This window comes from Acidisphaera sp. L21, from assembly GCF_009765685.1.
GTDB lineage: Bacteria > Pseudomonadota > Alphaproteobacteria > Acetobacterales > Acetobacteraceae > LMUY01.
The window spans coordinates 30,991-55,558 of record NZ_LMUY01000081.1 but is presented as its reverse complement, the minus strand read 5'-3'; the positions used below and the strand labels follow the sequence as shown (position 1 = coordinate 55,558).

Sequence of the window (24,568 nt, the reverse complement as noted above, 5' to 3'; positions counted from 1 at the left end):
AATGGGTCACAGACAGCCTCCCTGCCCTGCCCGCAACCTCCCGGTTGGGTGTCGCTGCCGACGTCCTATCACTTAGCGCGGTGTGGCAGCACGTGCCTCCCGCCGATCGCCCTCGTGCCTTTCGGAAACTGGTCGGCCTGATGCGATCCGGTGGACTGATGGTCATGACGCTCCGGAACGGGCCGGATGACGGTAGGGGCGGCTATCCCGTCAACCTCGCCGAGGTCGAGGACCTCGCACGAACCCAGGGCATGCAGGTGCTACGGTCGGTTGCCTCGGCTGACCTCCAAAGCCGGCCTGGTATTTCCTGGACGAACGTCGTTTTGAGATTGCCGGACGACGGGACTGGAGCCCTCCCACTGCTCCGCCATCTGGTGCTTAATGACGCCAAGAGCGCTACCTACAAGCTCGGCCTGCTGCGCGTGCTGTGCCGGGCCGCTGACGCGGCGGGCGGGTTGGCCGAGGAAGATGGTGACGACCACATCCGCCTGCCATTGGGATTGATCGGGCTTTATTGGCTACGGCTTTATATTCCTTTGACCGCTTCGAATCTGCCGCAAACCCCTGGTAATCGCCATGGGGCCGAGGGGCTCGGTTTCGCCGGGCCAGGATGGCAGGCTTTGACCGATGGGGCTGCAACCCAGCGAGACCTGCGGATCGGCGCCACCTTCGCCGGGGAAGCCGCGATGGCCGTCTTTCGCGCCCTGAGAGAGGCTTGCGATCATGTCTGCCGAATGCCGGCCAACTTTTTAACTTACCCAAATGGGGGCCGCATCCTGGAAACAACCAGGTCGAGGGCGTCGCTCCAGGCGGCAGACATAACCCTTAGCCGCGACACCCTTGCGGCCTTCGGCTCAATGCGAGTTCCACGGCACCTGTGGACTGCTATGCAGCGCTTTGCAGCATGGATTGAACCGGCCCTTTTGACTGAGTGGATGCGACTGATGCAGGGCTACGCCACCACTTAGCAAAGGAGCATCGATATAGGCGCCATGGCCGCCGCTATGACATGGTCGGACCCCGCGCGCGACGTCGCTTTCCCACGGGCCCGAGCGCTAACGCTTATGACTGAAGGCCACATCGTTCACTGCGTCTGGAGCGGAAAGCGCCTGACTGCCGATAATCTCGATGTCGATCATTGCTTACCTTGGTCGGCGTGGCCATGCAGCGATCTGTGGAATTTGATGCCGACTGATCGGCGGGTAAACCAGGTCAGCAAGCGCGACCGTCTTCCCTCGGCCGAGGCCCTCACCGCGGCAGAAGACAGCATATCGACGTGGTGGACTGCCGCTTACTTGCAGCCCGGCGATCCAATACTTCCAGCCCGATTTAGGGCGGAGGCGGTCGCAAGTCTTCCTGGGATTACGATATCGGGCAGCCCTGATTCCAAGACTATTTATACCGCCTTGGGACTGCAGCGGGTCCGACTGCGACAAAATCAAGGCGTGCCTGAATGGGCATGGCGTTCCTGACAGCAGCACGGGCGCATCCAATCGGTCAATGGCTGTGAGTTTTCGTTGATGAGGTTCTGCGTCAAAGTTGGTGCAAGCCCGCCTTTTGAATCCGGCAACGCGACCCCGGATTCCGTTGATGCCCAACAAACAGCTTCGACTTTCGAGATCCGACCTAGAAATTAGGAACATAGAGCGAGAGACCGACCAATGGGTGATCCACGCAGAGAGCCGATCGAGCCCTGCTTGCCCCGTCTGTAATACACTGTCCACGTTTCGTCACAGCCATTACGGACGGCGCTTGTGGGATATGCCCATCCAAGGCGTCCCCGTCCGCCTGAATATCACTACCGGGCGATGGCGATGCCGCGACGCGGATTGTAGACGTCGCATCTTCGCAGAGCGGTTGGGCGAATTGGCGCAGCCGCATGCCCGATGGAGCCATCCGCTAGTGGAGATTCTTGGGGCCTTCGGCCGCGGTGCCGGCTTCCGGCCAGCCGAGCGACTGTTGGGAAAGCTCGGAATGATAGCAAGCGACAACACTATCCTGCGACACCTGCAGCGCGCGGTAGCCCGCCGATCGGCGCCAAACCCCTACGGGTCGTGGGCATTGATGACTGGGCCTGGACGAAAGGGCAGAGCTACGGAACCATCATGGTCGATCTGGAGGCCCGCACCGTGGCGGACGTGCTACCGGATCGATCAGCCGCCAGCGTCGCGAAATGGCTGCGCCAGCATCCGAGCGTGGAAATTGTTTGCCGTGACCGATACGGGCTTTACGCAGAAGGCGCTCGTTTGGGCGCTCCGCAAGCCCGACAGGTTGATGACCGATTTCATTTGATCGACAATCTGCGCGAGCGATTGGAGCAGCAACTAAGCCGCCACCACGCTCCCCTTCGATCCGTCTCGGCGCCACCGATCGTTGGAGAAATTGCCGAGCAGAAGGAAGTCGTTGCGCAGGAAGGCCGCCACGCCATGCTTGAGCTGTTCAATCATGTGAAGACCCTCTACACCATTGGGCGGACGGCCTCGTCTATCGTGAGAGCCACCGGGTTGAGCCGAAACCGCGTCGACAAATGGATCCGGCTTGATAACCTACCCGAGCGAAACAAGATGGCCCCGACAACTGCGAGTCCGAGTTCCTATCACTCCTATCTATCCCGTCGGTGGGCAGAGGGGGTGACGCAGATTCGGTGGTTGTTGGATGAAGTTCGGCGACTTGGCTATACGGGCTGCCGCTCCAGATTGGCAGAGTATGTATCCTCCTGGAGAACGGCGGGTCCTGTGTTCCACCACTCGAACGGTGGCAGGCTAGTCCTTCCCGTCGACCCCACGACAAACACAAGAATCTCGGCCCTTGTTGCGGCGGCAATTTGCATGAAACCTCGTCCGATGCTCAGCCAACGCCAATTACTCATACTCGACCTGCTGAAGGACACCTTGCCCGGATTTCGGATCATGCGCCGGCTATCTCTTCAGTTTCGAGCGTTGCTTCGTAGCCGTAAGCCCGAGGGCCTCTCCCGATGGACGGCCGACGCCATGCAGTCGGGGATCTACGCTCTGCAGCGTTTTGCGAAGACACTAAACCACGACCTAGATGCCGTTCGTAATGCTATTGCTTATCCATGGAGTAGTGGACAAGTTGAGGGGCAAATTAATCGCCTCAAAACCCTGAAACGCGCTATGTATGGCTGGGCCAGTCGCGACCTCTTGCAGGCACGTATGCTGCCGTTGCACCAACTCTGACGCAGAGCCTCTTTAGTGGAAACTGACACTTACCACCGCTACTTCAGCAGGACCTCCCAACCCTGGAGGAACTAGCCCGCGAGTTTCCGTTGATGTCGGTCATCAAGCTGCGGATCGAGATAGAGCGTGCCATGCGGGATTGGTTTAGCCAGCCGCGACCTCCTTCCGCACGCAATCTCGGGATTTCCGACACGCTACGCGAGTTGCATCACCGACTGAGCAGCCCCGAAAAGTCGATTCATTTTATTTCTCTCGCTACGTCGCTCAGCCATTCGCCGGGTGTCCTCTCCGAGGGTGGATCAGCGATTCACGCCAAGACTCGCTGCCAGACAGCACCATGAAGTCGGTGGTCGGAAAACTCACCACCCGGCGGATACAGCCCGCGGGCAGTGGTTGCTTCACCCGATCCTCATGCTCGCAAGGCTCCCGCGTTTCATATCCGTGAGAGATCAAATATCGGCGCACCACCTTGAATGCCAATCCGCCATGCGGCTCGAGAAAAGCGATCGGTACCTCCGCCTCGACGATCGACGGCGTCCCTACGTAACGCAAAGCCGCCACTGTCTCCAGGTGCCGATCGTGCGAGTTATAAAGCGCTTCGCCACCCCACAACCGGAGCAAATCGCCGATACCGCTTTCGCCGGCCAAGCGCGGCGGAAAGAAACAGAACCAGACCATTCCGGCCCTATTGGGCTCGTGAGCCTGATTCTTGGCCTTAAGCCGCTCACCCACGGCTGCGGTCAAAAGCCCTTCCTCAACCGCGGCATCGATGCGGCGGATCAGCATTGCAGCATCCGGCAACGACATGCCGCTCTTACCAATTGCAGCGCTCTCCCGGTCGGTCAGACGCGTGCAATGCCAACCAACGATGGCGTAAGGCTGCACCGCATCGATCAGTCCATAGATTGCTCGGTCGTAAGTTGCCGCGTCCACGCGAACAGGGCCGTTCGCCCAATCGAGAAACACCTCGTGATGCGCATCCAAATACGCCAGCAGTTCGGCAGGCCACGTCGCCACAGATTCGAGGTCAACGACCGTACGCGACAGGCTGCGCTTGTCATCTTCTTCAATCATCCAGCTCATAGCGTGATGCGCCCCGGCTTCAAACGGTGGCGACTGGCCTGCGCGAGGTTGACGGTGTCCTTCACGAAATCCAGCCGCGCCACTGCCGTGTGGTAGCTGCGGAACGCCTCGCCGAGCGCTTCGTCGGTGACTTCCGGCGAGACCTGATCGTCCTGGCCAACGGTCAGCGGCACATCTGCCAACGCGATGCCTCGTCCAGCGAGGAATGTCGTGACAATGACCTCGAAGGTCATCGGCTGGCGATGGTCCATGTGACCGGAGTCGCACGCCACCCATTCGCCCGTCACGGCGCAGGACACACGCCCATCGGTGCCGACCTGGGCCGCGAAGAACGTATCCCGCGCACGATAAAGATCGAACCTCGCTACTCGCCGGAAGGCCTGGCTCACCTCCTGCTTTCGGCTGGGCGCGCGTTGCGCGATACAATGCAGATAGGAGAAATCCGTGCCGCTACCTTCAGCACGGATGACCCGGAAACATTGCGTTCCGTGCTCGGTCATCATGACCTGAAAGTGGCTGACGCCGCAGCCCACCTTTGCAGCATATTCAGTGTGACGTTCGAGAAGGGCCGCGACATCAAGGCCGTCCTCGTCTCTGACCCTCTCGCCGGGTCGGTACGGTTCAACATGGCCTTGAAGAAGTCCGTGGCGTCGCCTTGCTTCTCGAAGCTGCGGGTAGCCAAGTCGACGGGCTTGGAACGCCCCATCAGAATGGCTCATCTTCTTCAGCAGCGCGAAACACCGTCACGTGGCGGGTGATATCGGAATAACGAACCTTGCCGACAACGCGGTCCTCTTCGTCCTCCTGGAGAGCCTCGCCCCACGCTCGCCGGATAAGATCTCTGGCATAAGCGGCGACGTTCGAATCACTCCATCTGGGCAGACCGGTGACAGATCTCGGCCAGCTACTATTATTGGCCCTCCAAATGCCGCCGTCGTGCTTGAGCACCAAGGCTATATCTTCAGCACCTTCAAAATCTTCACGAAACTCCTTGGGATGAACATCATCTTGCTCCTCGTCGTAGTCAAACTCGCCATCAAAACTGACGGCAATTTCCGTAGAGGAGCGAAGCCGGTCCTGGAATTCACCCGTGGTCAGCCAATCCGTTCCCCACTTGACGAACTTGAGGTTTCCAATATTGCCACCACACTCAAGCACGACTTCCGCTGAACGCGCCTGACGCTCTTCGTCCTTTACAGATTCTACGATCAATTCGGCCTGCTTCGACGCCCATCGCGCAAGCGCCTCCTTTGTAGCGAGTGGTTGAGCCGCATCGCGGGCGGCGGTCACCGCCTCGCCGAGCAATACACCCTCGACATTGTGCAGCCTGCCAGCACGCAGTCCGGAAATGGTCACCCAGCCGCCGTCTGCCGAATACGAGTACCTCGACGGTGAAATGAAGGCCCGTCCAAACACCTGATTGTCAGCACCTTCTATGGGCTGCATCAGCGCCCGATCCGCCTTTGGAGCCTCAGCTTCGGGGCGATCGACGTTTGGATTCAGTCGACGGATGAGATCGAAGTCGCTGATTTTCAACCAATCGCCCGGCCGCGCGACCGGTTGGCTGCCTTCTTTCACCATGGTCTCGATCGTAACGTCGAGATTGGGAGCCACCGCGCCTACGAGCGCAGCCAATGGCATGGTCCGCTTAGAATAAGAGTTGATGTAAAGAAGACCGCCCGCCTGAAATGGATTGTCTTTCAACAAAACCTCCACGCGCGTACCGCCATCGATTGGCACGGGCTCGCCGAGGACAGGCGATAGAATTGGCCGCGCGCTTGTGCCGCCACGAAATTCCAACAATCGGCTTGTTTCTTGTCCCTTGTCGCAACGTCGCGAATAGACGCGAACAACGGGCCCAAGCATGAAGACTGAGAAGAATCCGATTCCAAACCGGCCGATGGCATGCATCCCCGCGGCCATCAGCCCGGGAAACTCCTCCATTGCGAGGGGAGACCGCCAAAACGACGTTCCGAAATCAAGTAGCGGGCCGGTGAGCACCTGTTCAGACATGCCGATGCCGTTGTCCTCAACAACCAGCCAAAACCGGTTGCCTTCCGAGAGCAATCCGACCGTAATGAGTCCCCAGTCGGCGGCGCGCTTCTGATATTTTCGCCTGGCCTGTACCGCGTCGGCCGCGTTCTGAATCAGCTCGCGAAGTGCGACGGTCGGATCATTGCCATAGAGCTTCGATCCGCCGAGGTTTTCTACGATGCGGGGAACATCCGAAACCTGAAGACGGGCATCGACCGGGCGCCAACCCCGAGTCTGGACTGAGCGGGCAAGCATTTCCGGCGATCCTGCGCCTTTAACCCGTCTTGCCTTTAAGACCTCACGACCGCGGCCTTGCAAGAGCAGATCAACGTCCCGAAGCTCGCGATCGACAGCATTCAATGTGTCATACGCCAGCCACCAAGCTTCTGCGTCCTCTCGCCCGAAAGGCTGGCCAGTGGTGAACACCACGGCGTCGAGTTCAATATGCGGCCTAGCCAATCGTTCCTGAAACGACCAGTGGAGGGCTGAAATACCACTTGGATTCGTGATCGCGCGAAGAAATCTTGGAGCGCGACGGCTGTCGAGGTGCAAGGCATCTGCAATACGTAGCAGACAAGCGAGCTTTACCCTATCAACCCGATTGAGTGTCCGACTTGCAAGAGCGCCGAGATCTTCCGAAAATTCCTGTTCGAGCTTTTGTACAGACCACCAGTGACTGTGGGCGACCTGACCAACTGTCGGCCCATAGAACCTGCGCAAATCCGAATCCTCAACAAGATATACCTGCGACCCGTCCGCAGTGCGCCACGCTTGTTCGGCGAGTTCTTGGGCGCGCTCTGCATGCAGTCGACGGAGGACATCTGGGACGATCCGTTGCACGATAGCGTCTGGCGGGTTTTCGACATCAAACTTCTCGCCGGCGCTTTCCTCTGAGGCCAATGCGAGGCGCGCGATAGCATCCTTCCATGCGACCGTTGTCCTGACTTCCGCCAAGCCACCGGGGTATGCCGCCAAGCTCATCGCGGCATCGTGCAAAAGGATGCTCGCGCCGAGAACAAACGCCTCCGCTGGATTGACGTTGATCGCACCCTCAGCAACCGAAGAAGCCGTATCCCACAGAGCATCCAAGTGGCTGATGTCGTGGACGGTCATCCCCGGCAAATCGACTGCAATCCGAGAAACGAGCTGCGCTGCGCGTTCTCGAATCGATAGGTATTGTGTCCTGAAGAACTCCTGCTCTTCAGTAGTGCTATCCGAGCGTGGAGTTAAAAACGCCTGTCGCCAAAGCCACGTTTGACGAAAATCTGGCCCGCTGACAGTCATATAATCCTCGACGAGAAAAAAAGGTTACTGCGCTACTAGCGTTGGCACAACGAATTCGAATTGCGCCTCGCAGCCGTCATGGGCGCAGACGGGTCTCTTCAGAGTAAAGGGTCTCTGGAATTTGGTCCGGTTGCATTTCTTGCAGGTGAACTGGGCCCGGAAGGCTTTGAATTCCTCCCAACGCGCCTTCTCGTCGCCGATCGAGCCGTCGCCATACGGTCCATCCTGGAAATGGCTTCCGAAATTCTCGATCTCGCCCTTCGCTAAACTCGCGAGAAACCGATTGTTGACGCCCGGCACTAAAGTCGGCTCCAGCTTGGCGTCCTTGAGCAACCCGGCCAGCGCCAAGGCCAGTTCGCTGCGCTCGTATGAATAAGCCTTCTCCAGCGGCCGGATGCGCACGCTAACCCCGAAATCCCGGCACATACCCAGGAGCCACTCCTCCTCGGCCTGGCGCATCTCGTTGGCTGCCGACTGGGCATCCGCCCAACGCGCCTCGATCATCCCGTCGCTGACCTTGTGGTCAGCGAAACGTGGACCATAGGCAGGGTCGAGCCCAATGATCCGGGTGAAGTGCCACGTCTTCGCCTCAAGCTGGTCCTTCAAGTAGTTGAAGAACCGCTCGTCATGAGTGGTGATCAGGATCTGGCAGTCTCCGAACCGGCTCGCGATGAGACCGGCGATGGTGCGGCGATGATCGGCGTCATAGGACGTGACGATGTCGTCCAGTGCGATGATGGGTGCGCCGGCGTTGAACTGCTTGATCGCCGCCATTCGCAGCGCCAGCGCTAGCGAATGAATCTGGGAATCGCTCAAATAGCCACCGGGCTGCACACCGGTTCGGTTTTTGGCAAAATCGATCAGCAGATTGAGTCGCTGCTGGTTCGTATCGTCTTCTGCCGGCAATTCCAGCCGGACCGGCGTGGCGCCAGCCCCCTGGACTAGTTTATAGATGTCGTTCATCGGCGTCTGAAGCTTGTTGAGCAGCGCCTGGACCTTCTTACGGATTTCGGCCGAAATGGTCGCTGCCTGCGCCGTCAGGGCGTCCGAGAGCTTCACCAATTCGTCGCGCGTCCGTAACCCGAGATCGCGCTCGGCCTGCAGCTCCAGCAGCCGATCGATCTTCGCCTTGGCCTTGATATAGGTGTGGTCACCTTGCTTCAACTCGATGTCGACAATGGCCTGATCGACCGTAGCGAGCAGCTTGACGATCACCGCGACAATATCGGCCGAGGCCGGCACTGCACTCTGCGGCCAACCGGCGATGCCCGCTTGATACGAGATGAGATCGGTTTTCAGCGCGGCCTCACCGCTGCCAAGCAGGCCAATCAGCCCCGGCAGCGCCGCCACCAATTGGGTATGGGCCTTGGTCGCCACCGTCCTGGCCTCGTCGAGTGCCTTCTTGGCGGCGGCGTAGTCGGCCAGTTCTTCGAGATGCTTGGCGATATGTGTCCGGATCGTCTCGGGGCTGCCTGCCGCCGTGTCCGCGACGGGCGTTGCACAAACCGGGCAAACCATGGGTGCCGGCCCGCCTTCGGCGAAAAGCGGTTCTGCGGCTTTCCACAAAGCCTGAAACACGGTGCTCGCCGCCTTGCCGCGCTCTTCCGTTTCCTTACTCTCCGCCGCCGACAGCGTCGCGACAGCCGCCCCGAAGGTCGGAATCGTGCCGATGACGACGATCTCACCGCTCGCCGCGTCCGTCGTCTCCGCCCACAAGGCGGCTGCCGCATTGCGAATCTGACGCAGGCCCGCGAGTCCGATCTTGTTCTCCTCGGCCTTGGCGCGCGCTTCCAGTTCGAGATAGGCCAGATCACTAGCCGCCAGCGCCGTAAGCACCAACGCCGGATCGAGCGGCGCCAGGACCGACGTATTGGCGTGGGCAAGCACCGCCGCCGAATCCCAGGCTTTCACCACCTGGGCCGTCTCCCTGGCAAGCTGGGTGTCCACGCGCTGCAGCGCCGTCTCGTCCTCGGCCGCAGCCTTTATCTGCGCGCGCAGCGCACGAATATTCTTCTGAACCTCGACCAGCGGGCCGAGTTGCAGCCAATTGGCGACATCCGCGTAGCGTTGTTCGGGCGTATGGATTTCGACGAAGGTACGCAGCGCGTGCCCGCGAATGATCGGCGGCACCGCGAAGCAGGCGTTCACAGTCGTGGCTACTGCCGGTATCGGCCGCTTCGCCCCTGTCGCCGATCGGCTACCATTCACGGCATCCTTGCCCGAGACGACGCCCATCGTGATCGCCGGCGCGATCTTCGCCTCCTCAGCCAGATTATGCGCCAGCGCCACGGGGCCGGCCTGGTTGTTGATGGCGCGCTGTCCGAGCCTTTCGAGCGTTCCGTCCTTGGAGAACATGAATTCCAGCGCATCGACAACGCTGGATTTGCCGCTGCCGTTAGGCGCGAAGATCGCCAGGCAACGCTTCTTGCTGAAATCGAACGTCTTCGGTTGGAGATAGGCGCGGAACCCGGAAAGGACCAAGGACTGGAGGAAGTAAGGGTCAGCCATTGGCCGCCTCCGGATTTGGGGGGTCGGCGCGTTCGGCTGCGAGTTTCAGGATGGCGTCCTTGGCTTTCGAGAGCGCGTCAACGGCTGGCGAAGCAGTAAGTAGGTGTTTCGCAAGGATATCTGCCAGGCCGACGTCTACATTCTCCTTTCCGCGAAGCGCGTTGCCCAGGTTCGCCAGGAAGTCCGCGGGAGTCTCCACCTCGGCTGCCGCCGGCGTCCTCTGTTCTCCTGCGTCCGCCATACGCACCTCCCTATTGTTCTGTTTCCCGATACTACAACACGAACGAGAGCAGACGTGTGCTGACACGTACCAAAGCTCGGCCTTTGCCATCACGGCATCGGGCCCGATCCACGGAAGGAACCGCCACTCTGGCTCGGTGGAGCCGCGACATCTGAGCTTCGGACCTCTCACAACGACACGACGCGGGTGAAGACCCGGACCAGTCCGACAACCTTCGACCTTGCATTCAATAGAGTCCGGAATATATTCAATGTCAATCTGAATGTGTCGGAGGCTGAAGGTGAACACGGAAACTGGTGCCATCCTCGCTGAAATCCGCGATGCTGCAGGCATGACGCAGCGCCAAGTCGCCGAACGTATGAGCGCCAATCAGACGCGCGTCTCCCGTATCGAAGCCGGCGATGGCGACGACGTCGACATAACGTCATTTCTCGAAGCGCTGGGTACGCCTCGCGCACGCTCTTTCGCGGATCTGCTGAAGGTTGAGTGGCTGCATTTGCCGCAGCCGTCTCTGCGACACCCCGATCTCGACGTGTTGGTGGCGATCGAGTGCGGGCTAGCCCGCATCCACGCATTCCTAGCCGATGGACAAGTGCCGACGGTGTTGGCGGGTCAAGCGGAGCTTCTCGAAAAGCGGCTTGAGGAAGCAGGCCACTACCTCCTCGCCCTTGACCACGACGTCGTCTACGTCGGTGAGATCGGCGTCGGCAAGACGACGGCCGCTTGCCGGCAGACCGGCCTGGTGATCGACGCAGCTACCGCCGCCGATCTCAAGGGGATGATGCTGGACACGGGCGGGGGGCGGACGACGCTCTGTGACGTCCGCGTTGAGACCGGCGAGCGCTTTGCGTTGACGGTCGAACCCATCACCGATGAGGAGGTCTACAAGCTTGTCGCCGAGGTTTGCCGGGGCGTTCACGAAAAGCTCGGCGGTGAGAGTTCACCCTCGTCGGCGGATTTCAAACCGGCCGAAGAGGTCGAACGTGCGCTGCGCAACATGGCAAAGTTGCCTCGGCCTCCTCGATCACGCAAAGGCGTGGTCGCAGGCCTGGACCCTGCCGCCGATCTCGCTCGTCAATATCCAAAGCTCGATGACCTAACGGCAGAGTTCGCCGCGCGCCTCAGCTTGTGGCGCCGAAGCCGACGCGCCATCGATTTCGACGGCGTCGATCCCAAAGCCGGACGCCAGTGGCTGCGATCGACCTTCACGGCGATCAACAACGGCCGGCATGATGACTTCTCCCTCCCGGCGCTCATCACCGTAACCGTACCCTTCAGCCTTGTTCCCGGCGCCCGCCTGGCGATCGCAGTGGTGGATACGCGAGGGGTCGACGGCAGCGCGGTACGCCCCGACATCTTAGCTCACCTCAAAAACGACCGCGCAGTGACTTTACTCTGCTCGAAATGGGGGAGCGCGCCCGATCCAAGCGCTCAGAATCTCCTGACTTATGTCACTGAAACTGACGCTGATTCTGCGCTGCTGAACCGCGTCGCAGTTGTCGCACTGGCGCGCTCGGGCGATGCACTATCCATGCGTCATGACTCGGGGGAGAGCGCCGAGGACGTCGCCCAAGGCTACGACATCAAGCTCGGCCACGTAGAGGACGCTCTGCAGAAAATCGGGATGCAGGGTGTCGAGGCATTCGCTTTCGACGCCAGCGCTGACAATCCCGCCGATCTCACGACCTTCGTGCTGGACAAGATCGGATCGGTCCGCAAGGTCCAGGCCGACGCGGCGCGCGCTACGATTGCCGCAGTCGACCAGATGCTGTCGAACCGGCAGGAAGCCCAAGCCCTCGCGGCGATGCAGGCGGTTGGCGGTAACCTAGAGCGCTTCGCTGACCGTCACCATGCACTGCGCGGCGTACGCCGGCCTGCTCATGACCGATTGATTGCGGCGGTCACCACCCTGCACCCGCGCACCGTATGGGCGGCGACGCGCCGTGCTGGACGTTTCTGGAACTTCGATGTCTTTCAGTATCTCGGCGACGGCGCTGCGGCTGAGGCCAAGGTTCGCTCGTCCGAGGTTATCGCCGGACTGACGGCGATTATCGAGTCGGACCAAGGCAATCCCGAGCTGGCCAGCGCACATGGCTTTCTGGCCCAGATTCTCGCCAATGCGGCGCAGTGGGAGGCCGATTTCGTGAATGCTTCACGGCATCACGCCGCAGCGGTCTACCACGAGCCCCTAGGGCGCGCGCAGGACCTCTGGGATCGCTGTGAGGCAGCCTATGGTACGAATATGGGCGGCTATCGCGACAGGGTTGCCGCAGAGCTGCGGGGCTGGTTCGAGGAAAACGTCGAATTGCGGGAAGAGCTCGACCGCCGCGTCACCCGAGCCTGGGAGACCAGTTTCATCGCGCCGGTTCGCCGAGCTGCCGGCCTCACCGCCGAGACGCCGGTTGCGTCTGTACAATCCAACGAGTGACGGCGATGACGAATTTCAGCAACTTCCGAGTCATGGAGCCCGAGACTAAGGATCTTGTCTTGGATCTTATGGAGAACGCGGATCGCCAGCGGTCGGCCTTCATGTCATTCGTCAATATCTGGATGGCCTTCAACGGCTGGATGGCGGCGGTCACCGAACGGGAGACTGACGCCGACATGATCCGGGTTTTCGCCGCGAATACTCGCCTCATCGAGGCCTACATAGCGCTCACGCATACTTCTCGGTCATTCCATCGTCTTGTTGCGGATTTTGCTGCGATGTGGCCAGTGCTGAACGTACGCGACGTACGCAAGAAGCTTGGCCGCGACGCCCTTTGGTGGTTGCAGCACGATGATCTGACCGCGGCCTGTCAAGCAGCCAATGTCAAGCAGCAACCCTTGGCATGGCTCCTAGGCGATACGCCCTCATGGGAACAGTTGTTGCGCACGATCTACCAGGTGCGATGCAATCTGTTTCATGGTGAGAAATCCCCACAGAACCCCCGCGACCGTCAGCTCGTTCTTAAATCAGATCGCATTCTTCGGGTGTTTCTCGCCGAGACTGGATGCTTCGATTGGCATGAATGACCGATTATGATCGCCGCCGCTTGGGCACGGGGACGCGGATCGGTGACGGCACGCTGGTGTGAATGGGCGCCCCCAGCATAGGACTTGGCCGTCCAATTCCTAACTGAAACCTTTGCGCTGCATCGACAAGCTCAAGCGCGCCCGACTGGCCGAACGAAATCTCCAGCCATCGCTTTTTCAGGTCGAAGGTAAAGGTAACGCTATCGCGCTCGTTCGCGACGCGCTGGTTCCGATCGTCGTCGTCGACCTCTCCGCCCTGGTCATCTCGAATGTCTTCAAGCTTTTCTATGAAATCATCGAAAGTCTCATCGATGCTTTCGAACTCGATCACAAGCCGGTCAAACTCGCTCCCGAAGAGCTCATCGATGGCGGCCCTATGAGCGGCCCATCCCTGCCGCAATTCCAGGCGACGACGGATGATGTACTCAGCAGGATCTTCGGGGTTCTGCCCGGTCTCAATCGAGTATCGGAACGCCGGGGTGTCCAGGTCCCCAGACCCGCCATCTTCCTCTTTGCGTAGGTCCTTTCGGCGCGCATTTAGCGCGGCCCGGGCGCGCTGATATAGTTCCTGCAGCTCCTCGGCGCCGCGGTCAGCAAGTGGGCGATGACACCAGCCTTCAGCGGAGTCGTTTATGTCAGTCGGGACCTTGTGGTAACCGCGTTTGAAGCCATCGAGTTGGCGGATCGCTCCGGTTTCAGCTCCCTCAAGGAACTCGCTGTTGTTGCGCAACCTGATACCCGCCAGGGCGGCGTCGGCGGGGGCCGCTGGCGGCTCTGGGATATGGTGGGTCCGAAACGAGTTCGACCCCGAGAGAACTGCCTGAGGGGTCTGAGTTCCGCGGACTTGCATTTCACGCGTCATGAACCGCGGGACCTCGACACCTAAGTAGTCCCGCAGCCCGGCGTCGGTCAGCCAACGATCTCGCGTGAGAGCCCGATCTGCCCGTCCCGACATCGCCTCAAGGACAAAATGGGTCCACACACCATGACCGAGATGCGCGGCGGGATATGACTTTTCGCCAGGCGAGCAGGAAAGGAAGACCCCAAGATACCAACCACTGTCGAGAAACTCCTCGACCTCATCAGCGTCGAGGTTGGAAATTACGTCGCGTGATTCGAGCCCTTCCCTAAATTTCTCCGCGCACGCGTCGACAAAGACAAACGCCTGACGACAGTCGCTGTCGGCGAGCGGCTCCAACAAGTCGTCGCGCAGCCTAGAGAAGCGGAACCATTGGGAAAAGACCAGCCACGCCCCCCTGGTCGGAGCGATTCTTCACGTCCTCTATGCCGAGGAGGACAAGACGCTCGCGGGTGTCGCCTCGTTCCTGTCCGATCCGAAGCGGCCGATCGAATCGACGCTCTCGGCCATGATGCAGACGCCGCATCTCGGCGAAGCCGGCGTCCATCCTGTCGTCGCCTCCGCCGCGCGCGAGCTGCTGAACAAGTCCGGCAACGAACGGTCCGGCGTGCTGAGCACAGCCATGTCGTTTCTCGGCCTCTACCGGGATCCTGTCGTGGCCGAGGTGACGCGACGCTGCGACTGGCGGATCGGTGACATCGTGGCCGGCGCCCGGCCGACCACACTATACCTCGTCGTGCCGCCGTCCGACATCAACCGGACCAAGCCGCTGATCCGCCTGATCCTCAACCAGGTCGGCCGGCGGTTGACGGAGGACCTGCAGGCCAAGGCCGGGCGACGCCGGCTCCTCTTGATGCTCGACGAGTTTCCGGCGCTCGGCCGCCTCGACTTCTTCGAGTCCGCGCTGGCCTTCATGGCCGGCTACGTCATCAAGAGCTTTCTCATCGCCCAGTCGCTGAACCAGATCGAGAAGGCCTACGGTCCCAACAACTCGATCCTCGACAACTGCCATGTCCGGGTCAGCTTCGCGGCCAACGACGAGCGGACCGCCAAGCGCGTCAGCGATGCGCTGGGCACTGCGACCGAGATGAAGGCTATGAAGAACTATGCCGGGAGCCTGCTGTCGCCGTGGCTCGGGCATCTCATGGTGTCGCGCTCTGAGACCGCGCGCCCGCTGTTAACGCCAGGCGAGGTGATGCAGCTCCCGCTGTCAGAGTCCCTTAACTGCGATAACCGCCCGATTTGCAGCAGATTTCCCTCAACTATGAGAATATCGCAGCCTTCCCACGCTGAGGGAGCCTTTCTCGAATCTGTAACTCCTTTTGTTCTTTGGCAATTTTCGGCTATCGGAACGCCAGGCCAACTCAATGATGGGCTCTCATCGTTAAGGGAAAAGACCTTTTCTCATTCTCGTGGTAAAAGTGCAAGACCTTGATTTAGCTGGAGATCTAATTCTCATAGTTGAGGAAAACTTACAGCTGGCGTCGCGCCTGGCAGGAAGTTATCCCGTTCTACGCCTTTCCAGGCCAGGTCCGCCGGATCCTCTATAGGATGCCTCTTGGAGATCGTAATCCCCTGTTTTCATGGCTGATTTCAAGCCATCGGAGCATCCATGCTTATGAACGTTCTCATCGTTAAGGGAAAGACCCCTTGCTTATTCTCGCGGTAAAAGAGCAAGCCACTGATTCGATTACGGGCTTTATTCTTACAGATGAGGAAAAACTGACAGCTGCGACGGGATTGGATCATTTCCTGAACGCGACACGTTTACACATGGAGATGGCCGGCGACCGGAATAGTCGATAAGCAAAGGTGGTCATACGGCTTGTAACACGGGGGCGTAGTTTTGGCTGAAACGGATTCGCTGGCGCCGCTGTCGCTAGCAGACTTCAGTCAGGCAATCGCCTCCAAACCCAAGACGCTCGAGGTTCACCTCGATCTAGTGGAGCGTGATCTCGAGATCGCGGGATGCAAGGTCCGAATTCACTGCCACTGCCTGAAGGTAGACGCCAACGGGCGTGTGAGCGTAGCCCGCCTCGCCGAATTCATTCGCACTGCGGTGATCGACTATGCAATCCCGCATGAGGCTCGTCAGCGTGCCAGAGAGCGCGACAACCGAGAGGGTGGGTTCGCTGCCACGGTCGAACTTTACCATCGCGCACTCGGGACGTTTACCGACCTGAAGACGTCCGGCGAGGGTGGTGAGCTCCTCCTATACTTGCTTGCTGAGCGCTTCCTCGGTTTGCCGCAGATACTTTGCAAGATGTCACTCAAAACCAGCGCGCAGGTGCATTACCACGGCGCAGACGGAGTGTATGCCGACGTCGACGAGGACGGCATTTTGAATCTATATTGGGGCGAGTCAAAGATCCACTCGGATGCGGCAAAGGCGATCCGCGAATGCCTAAGCTCGTTGAAGCCGTTCCTTGACGAGGAAGAGGGGGAAGCGGCGAAGCGCGAACGCGACCTCGTCCTGCTGAGTGAGCGAGCCGATCTAGGGAAGCCCGAACTCAATGCATCGCTGCGTCGGTTCTTCGACCAGACAGACCCGCTCGTGAAGAGGAAACGGTATCGTGCAGTCGCTTTGGTTGGCTTTGACAGCGATAGCTACCCCGCCGCTGATGGGAAGTGTGGCGCGAACGACATCGTCGACGCGTCTAGGGAGACGCTAAAGCAGTGGTCTAAGAATGTCGGGAACCGGCTTGCCCTTGAGCAGTTGACCGATTGCCGGATAGAATTCCTCTGCCTACCTCTTCCCGACGCCGACGCTTTTCGCAGCGCGGTGCTGGCATCTTTGGGTCTGTCCAAATGAGTGAAGAGGAACTTATCGATTGGCTACTCACCGAGGGAGTGGCCAGCGATCTTATCCTGCTCTCGAGGGTTAACGCGCTCCAAGAGCTCGAAAACGTGGAGCCGATCGAGGCCATCGGCAAGGCCGTGATGAATATCGACTGGAATCGGTTGCTGCTCGCCGGCAGCATCCTGGCGCGCTCGGAGAGCCGATCCCCTCGCGAGGCGGCGCTGCTGATTGCGACTTCCGCGATGACGTTGACGGAGCGTGGCCCGACGCGGGATGCCGCAGCATTGCTGTTCGAGCAGCTTTCCAACAAACTGGCAGTTGCGCTCTCACAGCGGAGGGGCGAGGTAGGAACGGATTTCGACACGCGCTTGGGTGTCGGTGCTCGGCTGGAATTAACGCGAAACCGCCTCAAAAATTCAGTAGTGTTTGAGGCAGACGGCGGGCTCATGGAGGTGAACGCCTTCCAGCGATCCTTCTGGACCGACGCACAAGAAGATCACAGCTGGATATCCGCCTCGGCGCCGACCGCGTGCGGGAAGACTTACTTGGTGTTGCAATGGTTGCTCGACCAGGTCCGGGCGAAGAGGGCTCGAATGGTTGTGTACCTTGCCCCGACCCGCGCGCTGGTGAGCGAGACCGAGACGAACCTCAAGAGCATGTTGGCAGGTGCGGGCATCGACGCCGATCAGATGCGGGTCAGCTCACTCCCTTTGACCGACCAGTATCTGGCCATGCGAGAGGGTGGCCCCCCGCTGATCGCTGTCTTCACCCAGGAGCGACTGCACCTGTTCGCCAATGCGCTGGCCGACGAGATGACAATCGATCTATTGCTCGTGGACGAGGCCCACAAGATCGGTGATAGCAAGCGAGGGGTGATCCTGCAGGATGCAATCGAGCGCGTGATGAGGACCAGTCCGAACGTTCGGGCGGTCTTTATCAGTCCGGCGACACAGAACCCACGGACCCTGCTCGACGACGCGCCGGCATCGGTTGGCCGCCGGGTTGTCGAGAGCGATGCACCAACTGTGCTTCAAAACGTCCTGTTCGCCCAGCAGGTCAGGCGCCAGACCACTAAATACGAATTGGCAGTCCGTCGTAACGACGAGCCTGAGAACGTGGGTGTCCTAAGCCTGGCAAACCGTCCAGGCGGGCTTCGGAAGAGGGTTGCGTTTATCGCCGAGGCCTTGACGGGCCAACGTTCGGGCACGCTAATCTACGCCAACGGGCCCGTCGAAGCGGAGCAGATCGCCTTTCTCCTAAATCAGGGCGCCCCCCGGGGGGCGATCGACCTCGAGTTGGCGGCCCTTGCGGACCTTTCTCGAAAGGGGGTACACCCTGGCTACCTGCTCGCGCCGCTCGTTGAGCGAGGGGTCGCATTTCACTACGGCAATATGCCGTCGCTGCTGCGTTCCGAAATCGAGCGGCTCTTTAAGTCCGGCAAGATCCGGTTCCTGGTCTGTACCTCGACCCTTATTGAGGGTGTTAATCTTTCATGCCGAATGATTGTGCTTCGCGGCCCAAGGAAGGGGAGCGGCAAGCACATGCTAGCGCACGACTTCTGGAATTTGGCCGGTCGTGCGGGTCGATGGGGCGACGAGTTTCAGGGCAAGATCGTCTGCATTGATCCTCACGACGAGGAGGCGTGGCCGCAGGGCGTGCCAAAACGTGCACGCTACGAAATTAAGCGTGAGACGGACGCGGTAATGGAGGCCCCGGATGAGATACTCGGCTTTCTAAAAGGGCGCTCTGGCATGTTGATGGAGGAGGTGGGACTAAACTCCAACCTCGAACAGGTCTCGTCCTATTTGATTTCGACATTCCTGCGAGCCGACACTGTCGCCGATGCGGCATTCGCGAAGCGACACGATCCGGATTTCATAGCGAGCCTGGACAAGGCGCTCACTGAACTATGCAAGGGTAATCAATTGCCTCCGGCATTGGTCTCACGGCATCCGGGCGTGAGTGCCATTGCGATGCAATCCCTTCTCGAATTCTTCGGACGGCATTCGGGCGATGCGGAAGACCTGGTTCCCGCAGCTACTGAGGACGAAGAGGCGGTGACGTCAATGATGTTCGTTATGCAGACGATCAACGATCATCTCTATCCGGCCTTTAAGCCGGATAAGCTGATCTACGGGCATGCCGTTACTGTGCAGCGCTGGCTCCGCGGTTGGTCGCTCGCTCGAATGATCAAGACCCGAATCGAGAATCTTCGCAGGGGCGGAAAGGTCATCGACGTCCCGAAGGTCTGTCGCCAGACTATGGAGATGGTCGAACAAACCGCGCGGTTCGCCGCACCGAAGTACATCGCCGCCTATGTAGATGTCCTGAAGGTCCACCTTAATGACATCGGGCGTGCCGACCTTCTTCAGGAGCGCTTCGACATTGGGCTGGCCCTGGAATTCGGCATCTCGACTCAAACATTGCTTTCGCTCATGGAGCTAGGCCTTTCCAGGATGAGCGCCGTTGCCCTGTATGAGGTGATAGCACAAGATAGCCTTGATCAGGATGCGTGCCGCGATTGGATGCGCGCTAATGCGAGCACCTTGGCAAGTGCAGGTATTCCCGTCATCATTGTTCGAGAGTTGCGCGAGAAGCTGCTTGGCGAGACCTCGTCACCGAATGCTTCAGAAGGACAAAATATAGAGTGAATATAGATATTACGGTTCATTGAACACTGTTGTTTGGCTGTTGCGAGAGGACTCAACGGGGAGGCCTATAGATCTGCCGGAGTTTGATCAACAAGCACGAAACCCGTTTTAAAAGGGATTGGCGATGGGCAGGGCGCGGCGGATTATCCTCAGTACCCGAACTTTTGATAAGGCTGGAGATGCGACGGCATTCTTCACTGCTATGTTGAACCGTTACGATATCGGGGTCCGCGTCAGCGATGAAGATGCAACCGATCTATCTGCGTTACTCGATCGTCACGATGAATTTGAAGATAAGGCGAGAACTGGGATCGCTGGATTTGAGGTCAACACACCGCCGAAGGACGTCTTGCAATTCTCGAAGAGATGCTTTTGGGTAATTAGAAATGATGGGTCGAAGATCGATTTTTCAATAGGCCACTGTTTAAAGCCACAGCTATACGATTGATTGGCCATTTATTTGCGTCCACTGTCAATCAGCGTCCAAAATTCCACGCCGACACACAGACACCGACCCCGGGCCTTCTAAGCAAAAACGGTCCCGAAGGACTGCTTTCGACCTCTTGATTTCATTCAGAAAGTCTGGAGTGGGCGAAGGAATTCGAACCCTCGACCCCAACCTTGGCAAGGTTGATCACCGAAGAACAACGATAGTTCGACTAAGCCGGCTCAATGTCCATACGTCCTCTACACCGAGCGACGCACAGCCCGGGCAGAAGCGCCGATCATTCATCGTCCGTCTCCTCAGCCGGTAGCATGCCGGGCGCCAGTTCATCCTGGGTCGGCAACACGTTGGCAAGGTCATCCGGGAGGGTCTCTGGCGCCAGCAGACGATAGCGGGCAACGCCGATCGGGGCATCGACGCCACGGAGCGCGTACTCCACGACTACCCGGTTGTGCTCGCGGCAGAGGATCAGGCCGATACTGGGATTGTCGCCCGGTTCGCGCTCCGTGTCATCGAGCGCAGCGAGATAAAAATTCATCTTGCCGGCATGCTCCGGCCGGAACGGTCCTGTCTTCAAGTCGACAGCCACAAGGCAGCGTAGCCGGCGATGGTAGAACAGGAGGTCGACGTAGAAATCCTGTCCGCCGACCTCCAGGTGATGCTGGCTGGCGATGAACGAGAAGCCCTTGCCGAGCTCCAGCAGCAGGTCCTTGACGCGCGCTATCAGGCCGCGCTCCACGTCGCGCTCGTGCGCGGCCTGCCGTAGTGTCAGGAAGTCGAATTGGTAGGGATCCTTGAGCGCCTGCTGAGCGAGGTCGGAGGTCTCGGGCGGCAGCGTACGCGCGAAGTTCGTCAGCGCCTTGCCATGTCGCGCGTGCGCCTGTGTATCGATCTGCGCGCCAAGGACGGGGCGGCTCCAGCCGTGCTCGAGCGTCGCCTCGGCGTACCATAGCCGCGCGGCCGGGTCCTTGACCGCGAGCAATTCGATATTCTGGCCCCAGGGCAATTTGCCAACGAGCCGTTGGAGCATCGCTGGATCAGGCCAAGCCTGGGCGAAAGCCTTCATGTAGCGCAGGTTGGCGGAGGAGAAGCCACGGGTGTCGGGGAATGCGACGCGCAGGTCGACGGCGAGGCGACCGACGATCTTGCTGCCCCAGCCTTGTTCAGCTTGCCTTACCAGGATGTCGCGGCCGATGCGCCAGTAGAGGCCAATGAGCTCACTGTTGACGGCGAGGGTAGCACGCAGCCGCGCCTCGCGGATCTGCGTCTTCAGATCGGCGAGCCAGGCAGGGTAGCCGGTGGGAACCGGAGGGGCACTCATTGACTCACCTTAGGCCGGCGAGCGGCGCCGACGTAAGACGGCGATCAATCAATCGACCGGCGGGTCAATTTGCCAACGGGCCGTTGGCAAATTGACGGGCAAATCTCGCCAATGCCGCTGCGGAGCGGGCGCACTCACAATGGTGCCACTTTACTCTCAGCGAAGCACTGGAACTGAACGTGATCTCCTTGCCTTACCTAAGGAACGCTAGGCCACCTTCGGCCAGATTCTGGCGGAAAGCGATGGTCTAAAGATCCAACCGGCAGTGATGTCGGGCGTCAGGCTGATGCATTGATGGTCATCTGCCGGAATTAACCCGCTGCAAGCTCCTCTTTCTGTCGTCCAGCAATGAGCCGCACGAGTCCAAAGTCGCTTTCCTGATCGATCGCGAGGACGCCTTCTCGCGCAAGCTCAAGGCCCGCTAGCAGCGTGCTCGCGACCGCAGCCCTCGCTTTAAGGGCCCGATCAGCAACGTCGGCCGCGATAATCGGCAAGAAGCGGCGAAGTTCGCCACCCTCGGGATGGTCCACCAACGTCAACCTTATCCGTGCCAACGCGTTCGAGACGCGCCAAAGGTCCGGAACAACCTGCCGATAGACCAGCGCCTCCTCCGGCCGCCCTCCCCTGCCCCGCAGTACGACCAGACACGCCTCCATCAGCGCGACGTAGCCGCCCTCCCGCGAAGGCACCGTCGTCGCCGGCCGGCTGAAAACATCAATCCCAAGCCGTGGCCGTGCCGTCAGCCAGGACGCCGCCGCCCGCACGAAGACCATCTCCTCGAGGCGCCTGACCTCGATGCCGGCTTCCTTCTCGGCCTCGATCGCCGCTTCCGGGCTGGCCGGAAACAACAGCCGCGACCGCAGCAGCACCAGTCGCGTGGCCAACACCAGCCAATCCGCCCGCCGCTCCAGCGACACCCGGCCAGCAAGGCGCTCCATGGCGGCCACGAACTGCTCGGCCAAGTCGCGGACGGACATGCGGCCAAAGTCGATCCGCTGCCGCTCGGTGAGATCCAGCAAAAGGTCCATCGGGCCGTCGAATCCGTCGAGATGAAGCACCGGCATCTCCGGCACCCAGGGCGGATTATCCCAGTCATCCCAGACGGGATCAGCAGACCCCTCGGCAACCTCCCCCTCCCGTCCCTCCCCGTCCGTTAGTCCGTCACTCACCGCCGTAATCCGGCCGGATGTCGAACACCAAAGCGGGCCAGCGGCGGCGCACGGCCTGGATGGCAGACCATGGCGTCCAGTCAGGCGACCAAAATTCAAATTCGACGCGAGCTGAGCGCCGAAGGCGGCGGTCGTCGCCGCCCGTCTTCAGCCGCACATGCCGAAGGGCCTGCACCACGCCCCAGTGGGTGCGAAGCCAGGCGATGCTGGCCGGATCGTCTGGCCCGAGATGCAGAATGCGATCCGGCACCGGCAGCAATGCGTGCAGGTCAAAGGGGCAGCTTCGAACGCGGCCGATTGCGGCGGCGGCACGCTGCTGATTGACCTCGATGGCGCTGCGGATCTGCCCCGCAAGCGCCCGAGCTCCGGCCAGGCTGAGCCCCGCCGAGCCATCCGGCGGGTGGACCAGAGCCATCACCCGGTCCTCCTCGAGAAGATCGAGGTCGGGAGAAACCCACGGAATGGCGCTCGCACCGGACGCCGCTGTTCGGAACGACGTGACCGCGTCCGCCGATCCGGTCACGATCAGGTTGTGCCGCAGCCAATCCGTACTCGTCAGTGCAAGGGGATCGTTGCGCGTCGCTGCCTCGGGAGCGATACCGCGGGCACCTTGCGCATAATCGCTCACCCTAACCTCACAAATCTAGCAACCGGGCCGGGTTCTCACCGGTGATCTTCGCCCGGCGCCGGTAGCCGCGCATGGTTGAAACATCCTTCTGCCGGGTGTGTGCCATCACCTGCTCGTCGGGGGCGGCGGCCAGATACGCCTCGGTGATGAAGCCGGCCCGCAGACCATGCGGTGACAGGCGCTCGCGCGGATCAACGGTCAACCCGGCCAGCGCGGCGCGGCGCACCAGGATCTTCCGGACGCCATCCGCCGTCAGGCGGTTCTCCAACGTGCCCCACGCCGTGACGCCGCGAAACACCGCACCATGGGTGATGCCGGCGCGCTTCAGCCAGCGCTCCATCGCCTTCACCGGACAAGTGTCCTCGCCGCGCATCCAGGGAATGGTGATATCGGCCCCCTGCCCTTCCTGGTCGCGCTTGCTGCGCGGAATGTGGATGGTAAGCCCCACATCGAGAAACTTCAGGTGCTCCCGGTCGATTGCCACCAGCTCCGAACGGCGCAAGGCGCCGGCGAAGCCGGTGAGAAACAAGGCGCGATCCCGCACCCCCGCCAGGCTCGTGGAGCCCCCAGGGTTCGTGGAACCCGCAGGACCTGTGAGGCCGCCAGGGCTTGCGAAGCCCGCGGGGGTCGTGGAACCAGCAGCGCCTCCAGGCTCACCGCCGCAACTGCCGAGGAGTTGGCGGATTTCCGTTGAGGTCAGGGCGGCGGAGGGGCGGATCGGCTTGCCGTGTTGGCGCAGGATGCCTTGTAGGGTGCCGGTGATAGCCGGGTGGCGCGCGCTCCACAGATGGCCCTTCTCGTGATGGTGGTGGGCGATGGCGGCGAGCCGCGCCTGCAATCCGCTCTTGCCGAGCGCCGGCACCAGGCTGGCGAGATAGGCGGCGACCAACACCGGATGCACCGGCAAGGCCGCCGGGTCGACTTTCTGGGTCCGGCACCAAGCGGCGAAGCCACGCCAGTCGCGTTCGTAGGCCCGTTTGGTCGAGGCCGCCAAACGGCCATCCGCAAACGTGGCGGCGGTCTCGATGGCCTGCCCAAGTGGTCCCGACAGCAGCGACAGCATCTCTGCCGACGCGGGTGATGCTGGCGCCATTCGGCCCACGATCGCGAGCGCGGAGGCTTGGCTGCTCGCGGGTGCGTCCGAAGCGTCATCGCGCGCCAGAGGATTGTCGTCCGTCATGCCCGACCGAACCTGCGCATGGCAGGACGTCCAGACGCCGGGGCGCCTCTGCCATCTTGTACCGGCCTGGCACTCTCCGCATGAAAGCACACCGGTGACGGCCATGACGCCACGATACGGGTTGGGTCCCACGGGTCAGTGTGCCGGTGATCT

17 protein-coding genes and 3 pseudogenes are annotated in these 24,568 nt (G+C 60.6%); 10 read left to right on the top strand and 10 right to left on the bottom strand.

The window, feature by feature from the left end; all coding sequences use genetic code 11:
• The 4 genes and pseudogenes from GSQ76_RS16755 to GSQ76_RS16745 form a co-directional block, all read left to right on the top strand.
• Positions 1–968 (top strand): annotated as a pseudogene (locus tag GSQ76_RS16755) (hypothetical protein); the annotation flags it as partial.
• A gap of 24 nt (positions 969–992) precedes the next feature.
• Positions 993–1,472 (top strand): HNH endonuclease domain-containing protein, encoded by a 480-nt coding sequence (locus GSQ76_RS32730; protein WP_408836776.1) that lies wholly within the window; start codon positions 993–995, stop codon positions 1,470–1,472.
• 118 nt (positions 1,473–1,590) lie between these two features.
• Positions 1,591–1,812 (top strand): annotated as a pseudogene (locus tag GSQ76_RS32725) (hypothetical protein); the annotation flags it as partial.
• Between the two features lie 74 nt (positions 1,813–1,886).
• The gene (locus GSQ76_RS16745) at positions 1,887–3,197 is read left to right on the top strand and encodes an ISL3 family transposase (protein WP_254070453.1); all 1,311 of its coding nucleotides are present in this window, start codon (positions 1,887–1,889) and stop codon (positions 3,195–3,197) included.
• A 264-nt stretch (positions 3,198–3,461) separates the two neighbouring features.
• On the opposite strand, the gene GSQ76_RS16740 is transcribed toward GSQ76_RS16745, so the two are convergent.
• The 5 genes from GSQ76_RS16740 to GSQ76_RS16720 are packed head-to-tail and all read right to left on the bottom strand — an operon-like array spanning position 3,462 to position 10,347.
• The gene (locus tag GSQ76_RS16740; RefSeq protein WP_158745267.1) at positions 3,462–4,280 is read right to left on the bottom strand and encodes a hypothetical protein; all 819 of its coding nucleotides are present in this window, start codon (positions 4,278–4,280) and stop codon (positions 3,462–3,464) included.
• Positions 4,277–4,999, bottom strand: a complete 723-nt coding sequence (locus tag GSQ76_RS16735) for a DCL family protein (protein ID WP_174247362.1) — start codon at positions 4,997–4,999, stop codon at positions 4,277–4,279. Before GSQ76_RS16735 ends, GSQ76_RS16740 begins: the two co-directional genes overlap by 4 nt.
• Positions 4,986–7,598 (bottom strand): ATP-binding protein, encoded by a 2,613-nt coding sequence (locus GSQ76_RS16730; RefSeq protein WP_158745265.1) that lies wholly within the window; start codon positions 7,596–7,598, stop codon positions 4,986–4,988. The genes GSQ76_RS16735 and GSQ76_RS16730 overlap by 14 nt, the downstream gene beginning before the upstream one ends.
• Positions 7,599–7,622: 24 nt before the next feature.
• Complete coding sequence (locus GSQ76_RS16725) at positions 7,623–10,106, bottom strand: AAA family ATPase (protein ID WP_158745263.1); 2,484 nt, start codon at positions 10,104–10,106, stop codon at positions 7,623–7,625.
• Positions 10,099–10,347 carry a hypothetical protein gene (locus GSQ76_RS16720; protein WP_158745262.1) on the bottom strand — a complete coding sequence of 83 codons (249 nt, stop codon included), beginning with the start codon at positions 10,345–10,347 and terminating at the stop codon, positions 10,099–10,101. The genes GSQ76_RS16725 and GSQ76_RS16720 overlap by 8 nt, the downstream gene beginning before the upstream one ends.
• A gap of 280 nt (positions 10,348–10,627) precedes the next feature.
• Here GSQ76_RS16720 and GSQ76_RS16715 point away from each other — a divergent pair, with 280 nt between their 5' ends.
• Both GSQ76_RS16715 and GSQ76_RS16710 read left to right on the top strand, forming a co-directional pair.
• The gene (locus GSQ76_RS16715) at positions 10,628–12,775 is read left to right on the top strand and encodes a helix-turn-helix transcriptional regulator (protein ID WP_216851101.1); all 2,148 of its coding nucleotides are present in this window, start codon (positions 10,628–10,630) and stop codon (positions 12,773–12,775) included.
• A 5-nt stretch (positions 12,776–12,780) separates the two neighbouring features.
• The gene (locus GSQ76_RS16710; RefSeq protein WP_158745258.1) at positions 12,781–13,362 is read left to right on the top strand and encodes a hypothetical protein; all 582 of its coding nucleotides are present in this window, start codon (positions 12,781–12,783) and stop codon (positions 13,360–13,362) included.
• 4 nt (positions 13,363–13,366) lie between these two features.
• Here the strand turns inward: GSQ76_RS16710 and GSQ76_RS16705 are convergent, their stop codons facing one another.
• On the bottom strand, positions 13,367–14,563 hold the full coding sequence (locus tag GSQ76_RS16705; protein WP_216851100.1) for a hypothetical protein: 1,197 nt from the start codon (positions 14,561–14,563) through the stop codon (positions 13,367–13,369).
• 10 nt (positions 14,564–14,573) lie between these two features.
• Here GSQ76_RS16705 and GSQ76_RS16700 point away from each other — a divergent pair.
• The 4 genes and pseudogenes from GSQ76_RS16700 to GSQ76_RS32720 form a co-directional block, all read left to right on the top strand.
• Positions 14,574–15,443: pseudogene (locus tag GSQ76_RS16700) on the top strand (type IV secretory system conjugative DNA transfer family protein); the annotation flags it as partial.
• A gap of 624 nt (positions 15,444–16,067) precedes the next feature.
• Positions 16,068–17,033, top strand: a complete 966-nt coding sequence (locus GSQ76_RS16690) for a DUF1837 domain-containing protein (protein ID WP_158745254.1) — start codon at positions 16,068–16,070, stop codon at positions 17,031–17,033.
• Positions 17,030–19,672, top strand: coding sequence for a DEAD/DEAH box helicase (locus tag GSQ76_RS16685; RefSeq protein ID WP_158745252.1), 2,643 nt, complete (start codon positions 17,030–17,032; stop codon positions 19,670–19,672). Before GSQ76_RS16690 ends, GSQ76_RS16685 begins: the two co-directional genes overlap by 4 nt.
• Before the next feature lie 124 nt (positions 19,673–19,796).
• Positions 19,797–20,120, top strand: coding sequence for a DCL family protein (locus tag GSQ76_RS32720; RefSeq protein WP_158745251.1), 324 nt, complete (start codon positions 19,797–19,799; stop codon positions 20,118–20,120).
• 277 nt (positions 20,121–20,397) lie between these two features.
• Here GSQ76_RS32720 and GSQ76_RS16675 read toward each other — a convergent pair whose 3' ends face one another.
• From GSQ76_RS16675 to GSQ76_RS16660, 4 genes are all read right to left on the bottom strand, one after another.
• A complete protein-coding gene (locus GSQ76_RS16675; RefSeq protein ID WP_158745249.1) occupies positions 20,398–21,438 on the bottom strand; it encodes a YhcG family protein in 1,041 nt (346 codons plus the stop codon).
• Between the two features lie 311 nt (positions 21,439–21,749).
• Positions 21,750–22,496 (bottom strand): ScpA family protein, encoded by a 747-nt coding sequence (locus GSQ76_RS16670; protein WP_158745247.1) that lies wholly within the window; start codon positions 22,494–22,496, stop codon positions 21,750–21,752.
• A gap of 103 nt (positions 22,497–22,599) precedes the next feature.
• Positions 22,600–23,235 carry a hypothetical protein gene (locus tag GSQ76_RS16665; RefSeq protein ID WP_158745246.1) on the bottom strand — a complete coding sequence of 212 codons (636 nt, stop codon included), beginning with the start codon at positions 23,233–23,235 and terminating at the stop codon, positions 22,600–22,602.
• Positions 23,236–23,242: 7 nt separating this feature from the next.
• Positions 23,243–24,415 carry a site-specific integrase gene (locus tag GSQ76_RS16660; protein ID WP_158745244.1) on the bottom strand — a complete coding sequence of 391 codons (1,173 nt, stop codon included), beginning with the start codon at positions 24,413–24,415 and terminating at the stop codon, positions 23,243–23,245.
• Positions 24,416–24,568 lie beyond the last annotated feature (153 nt).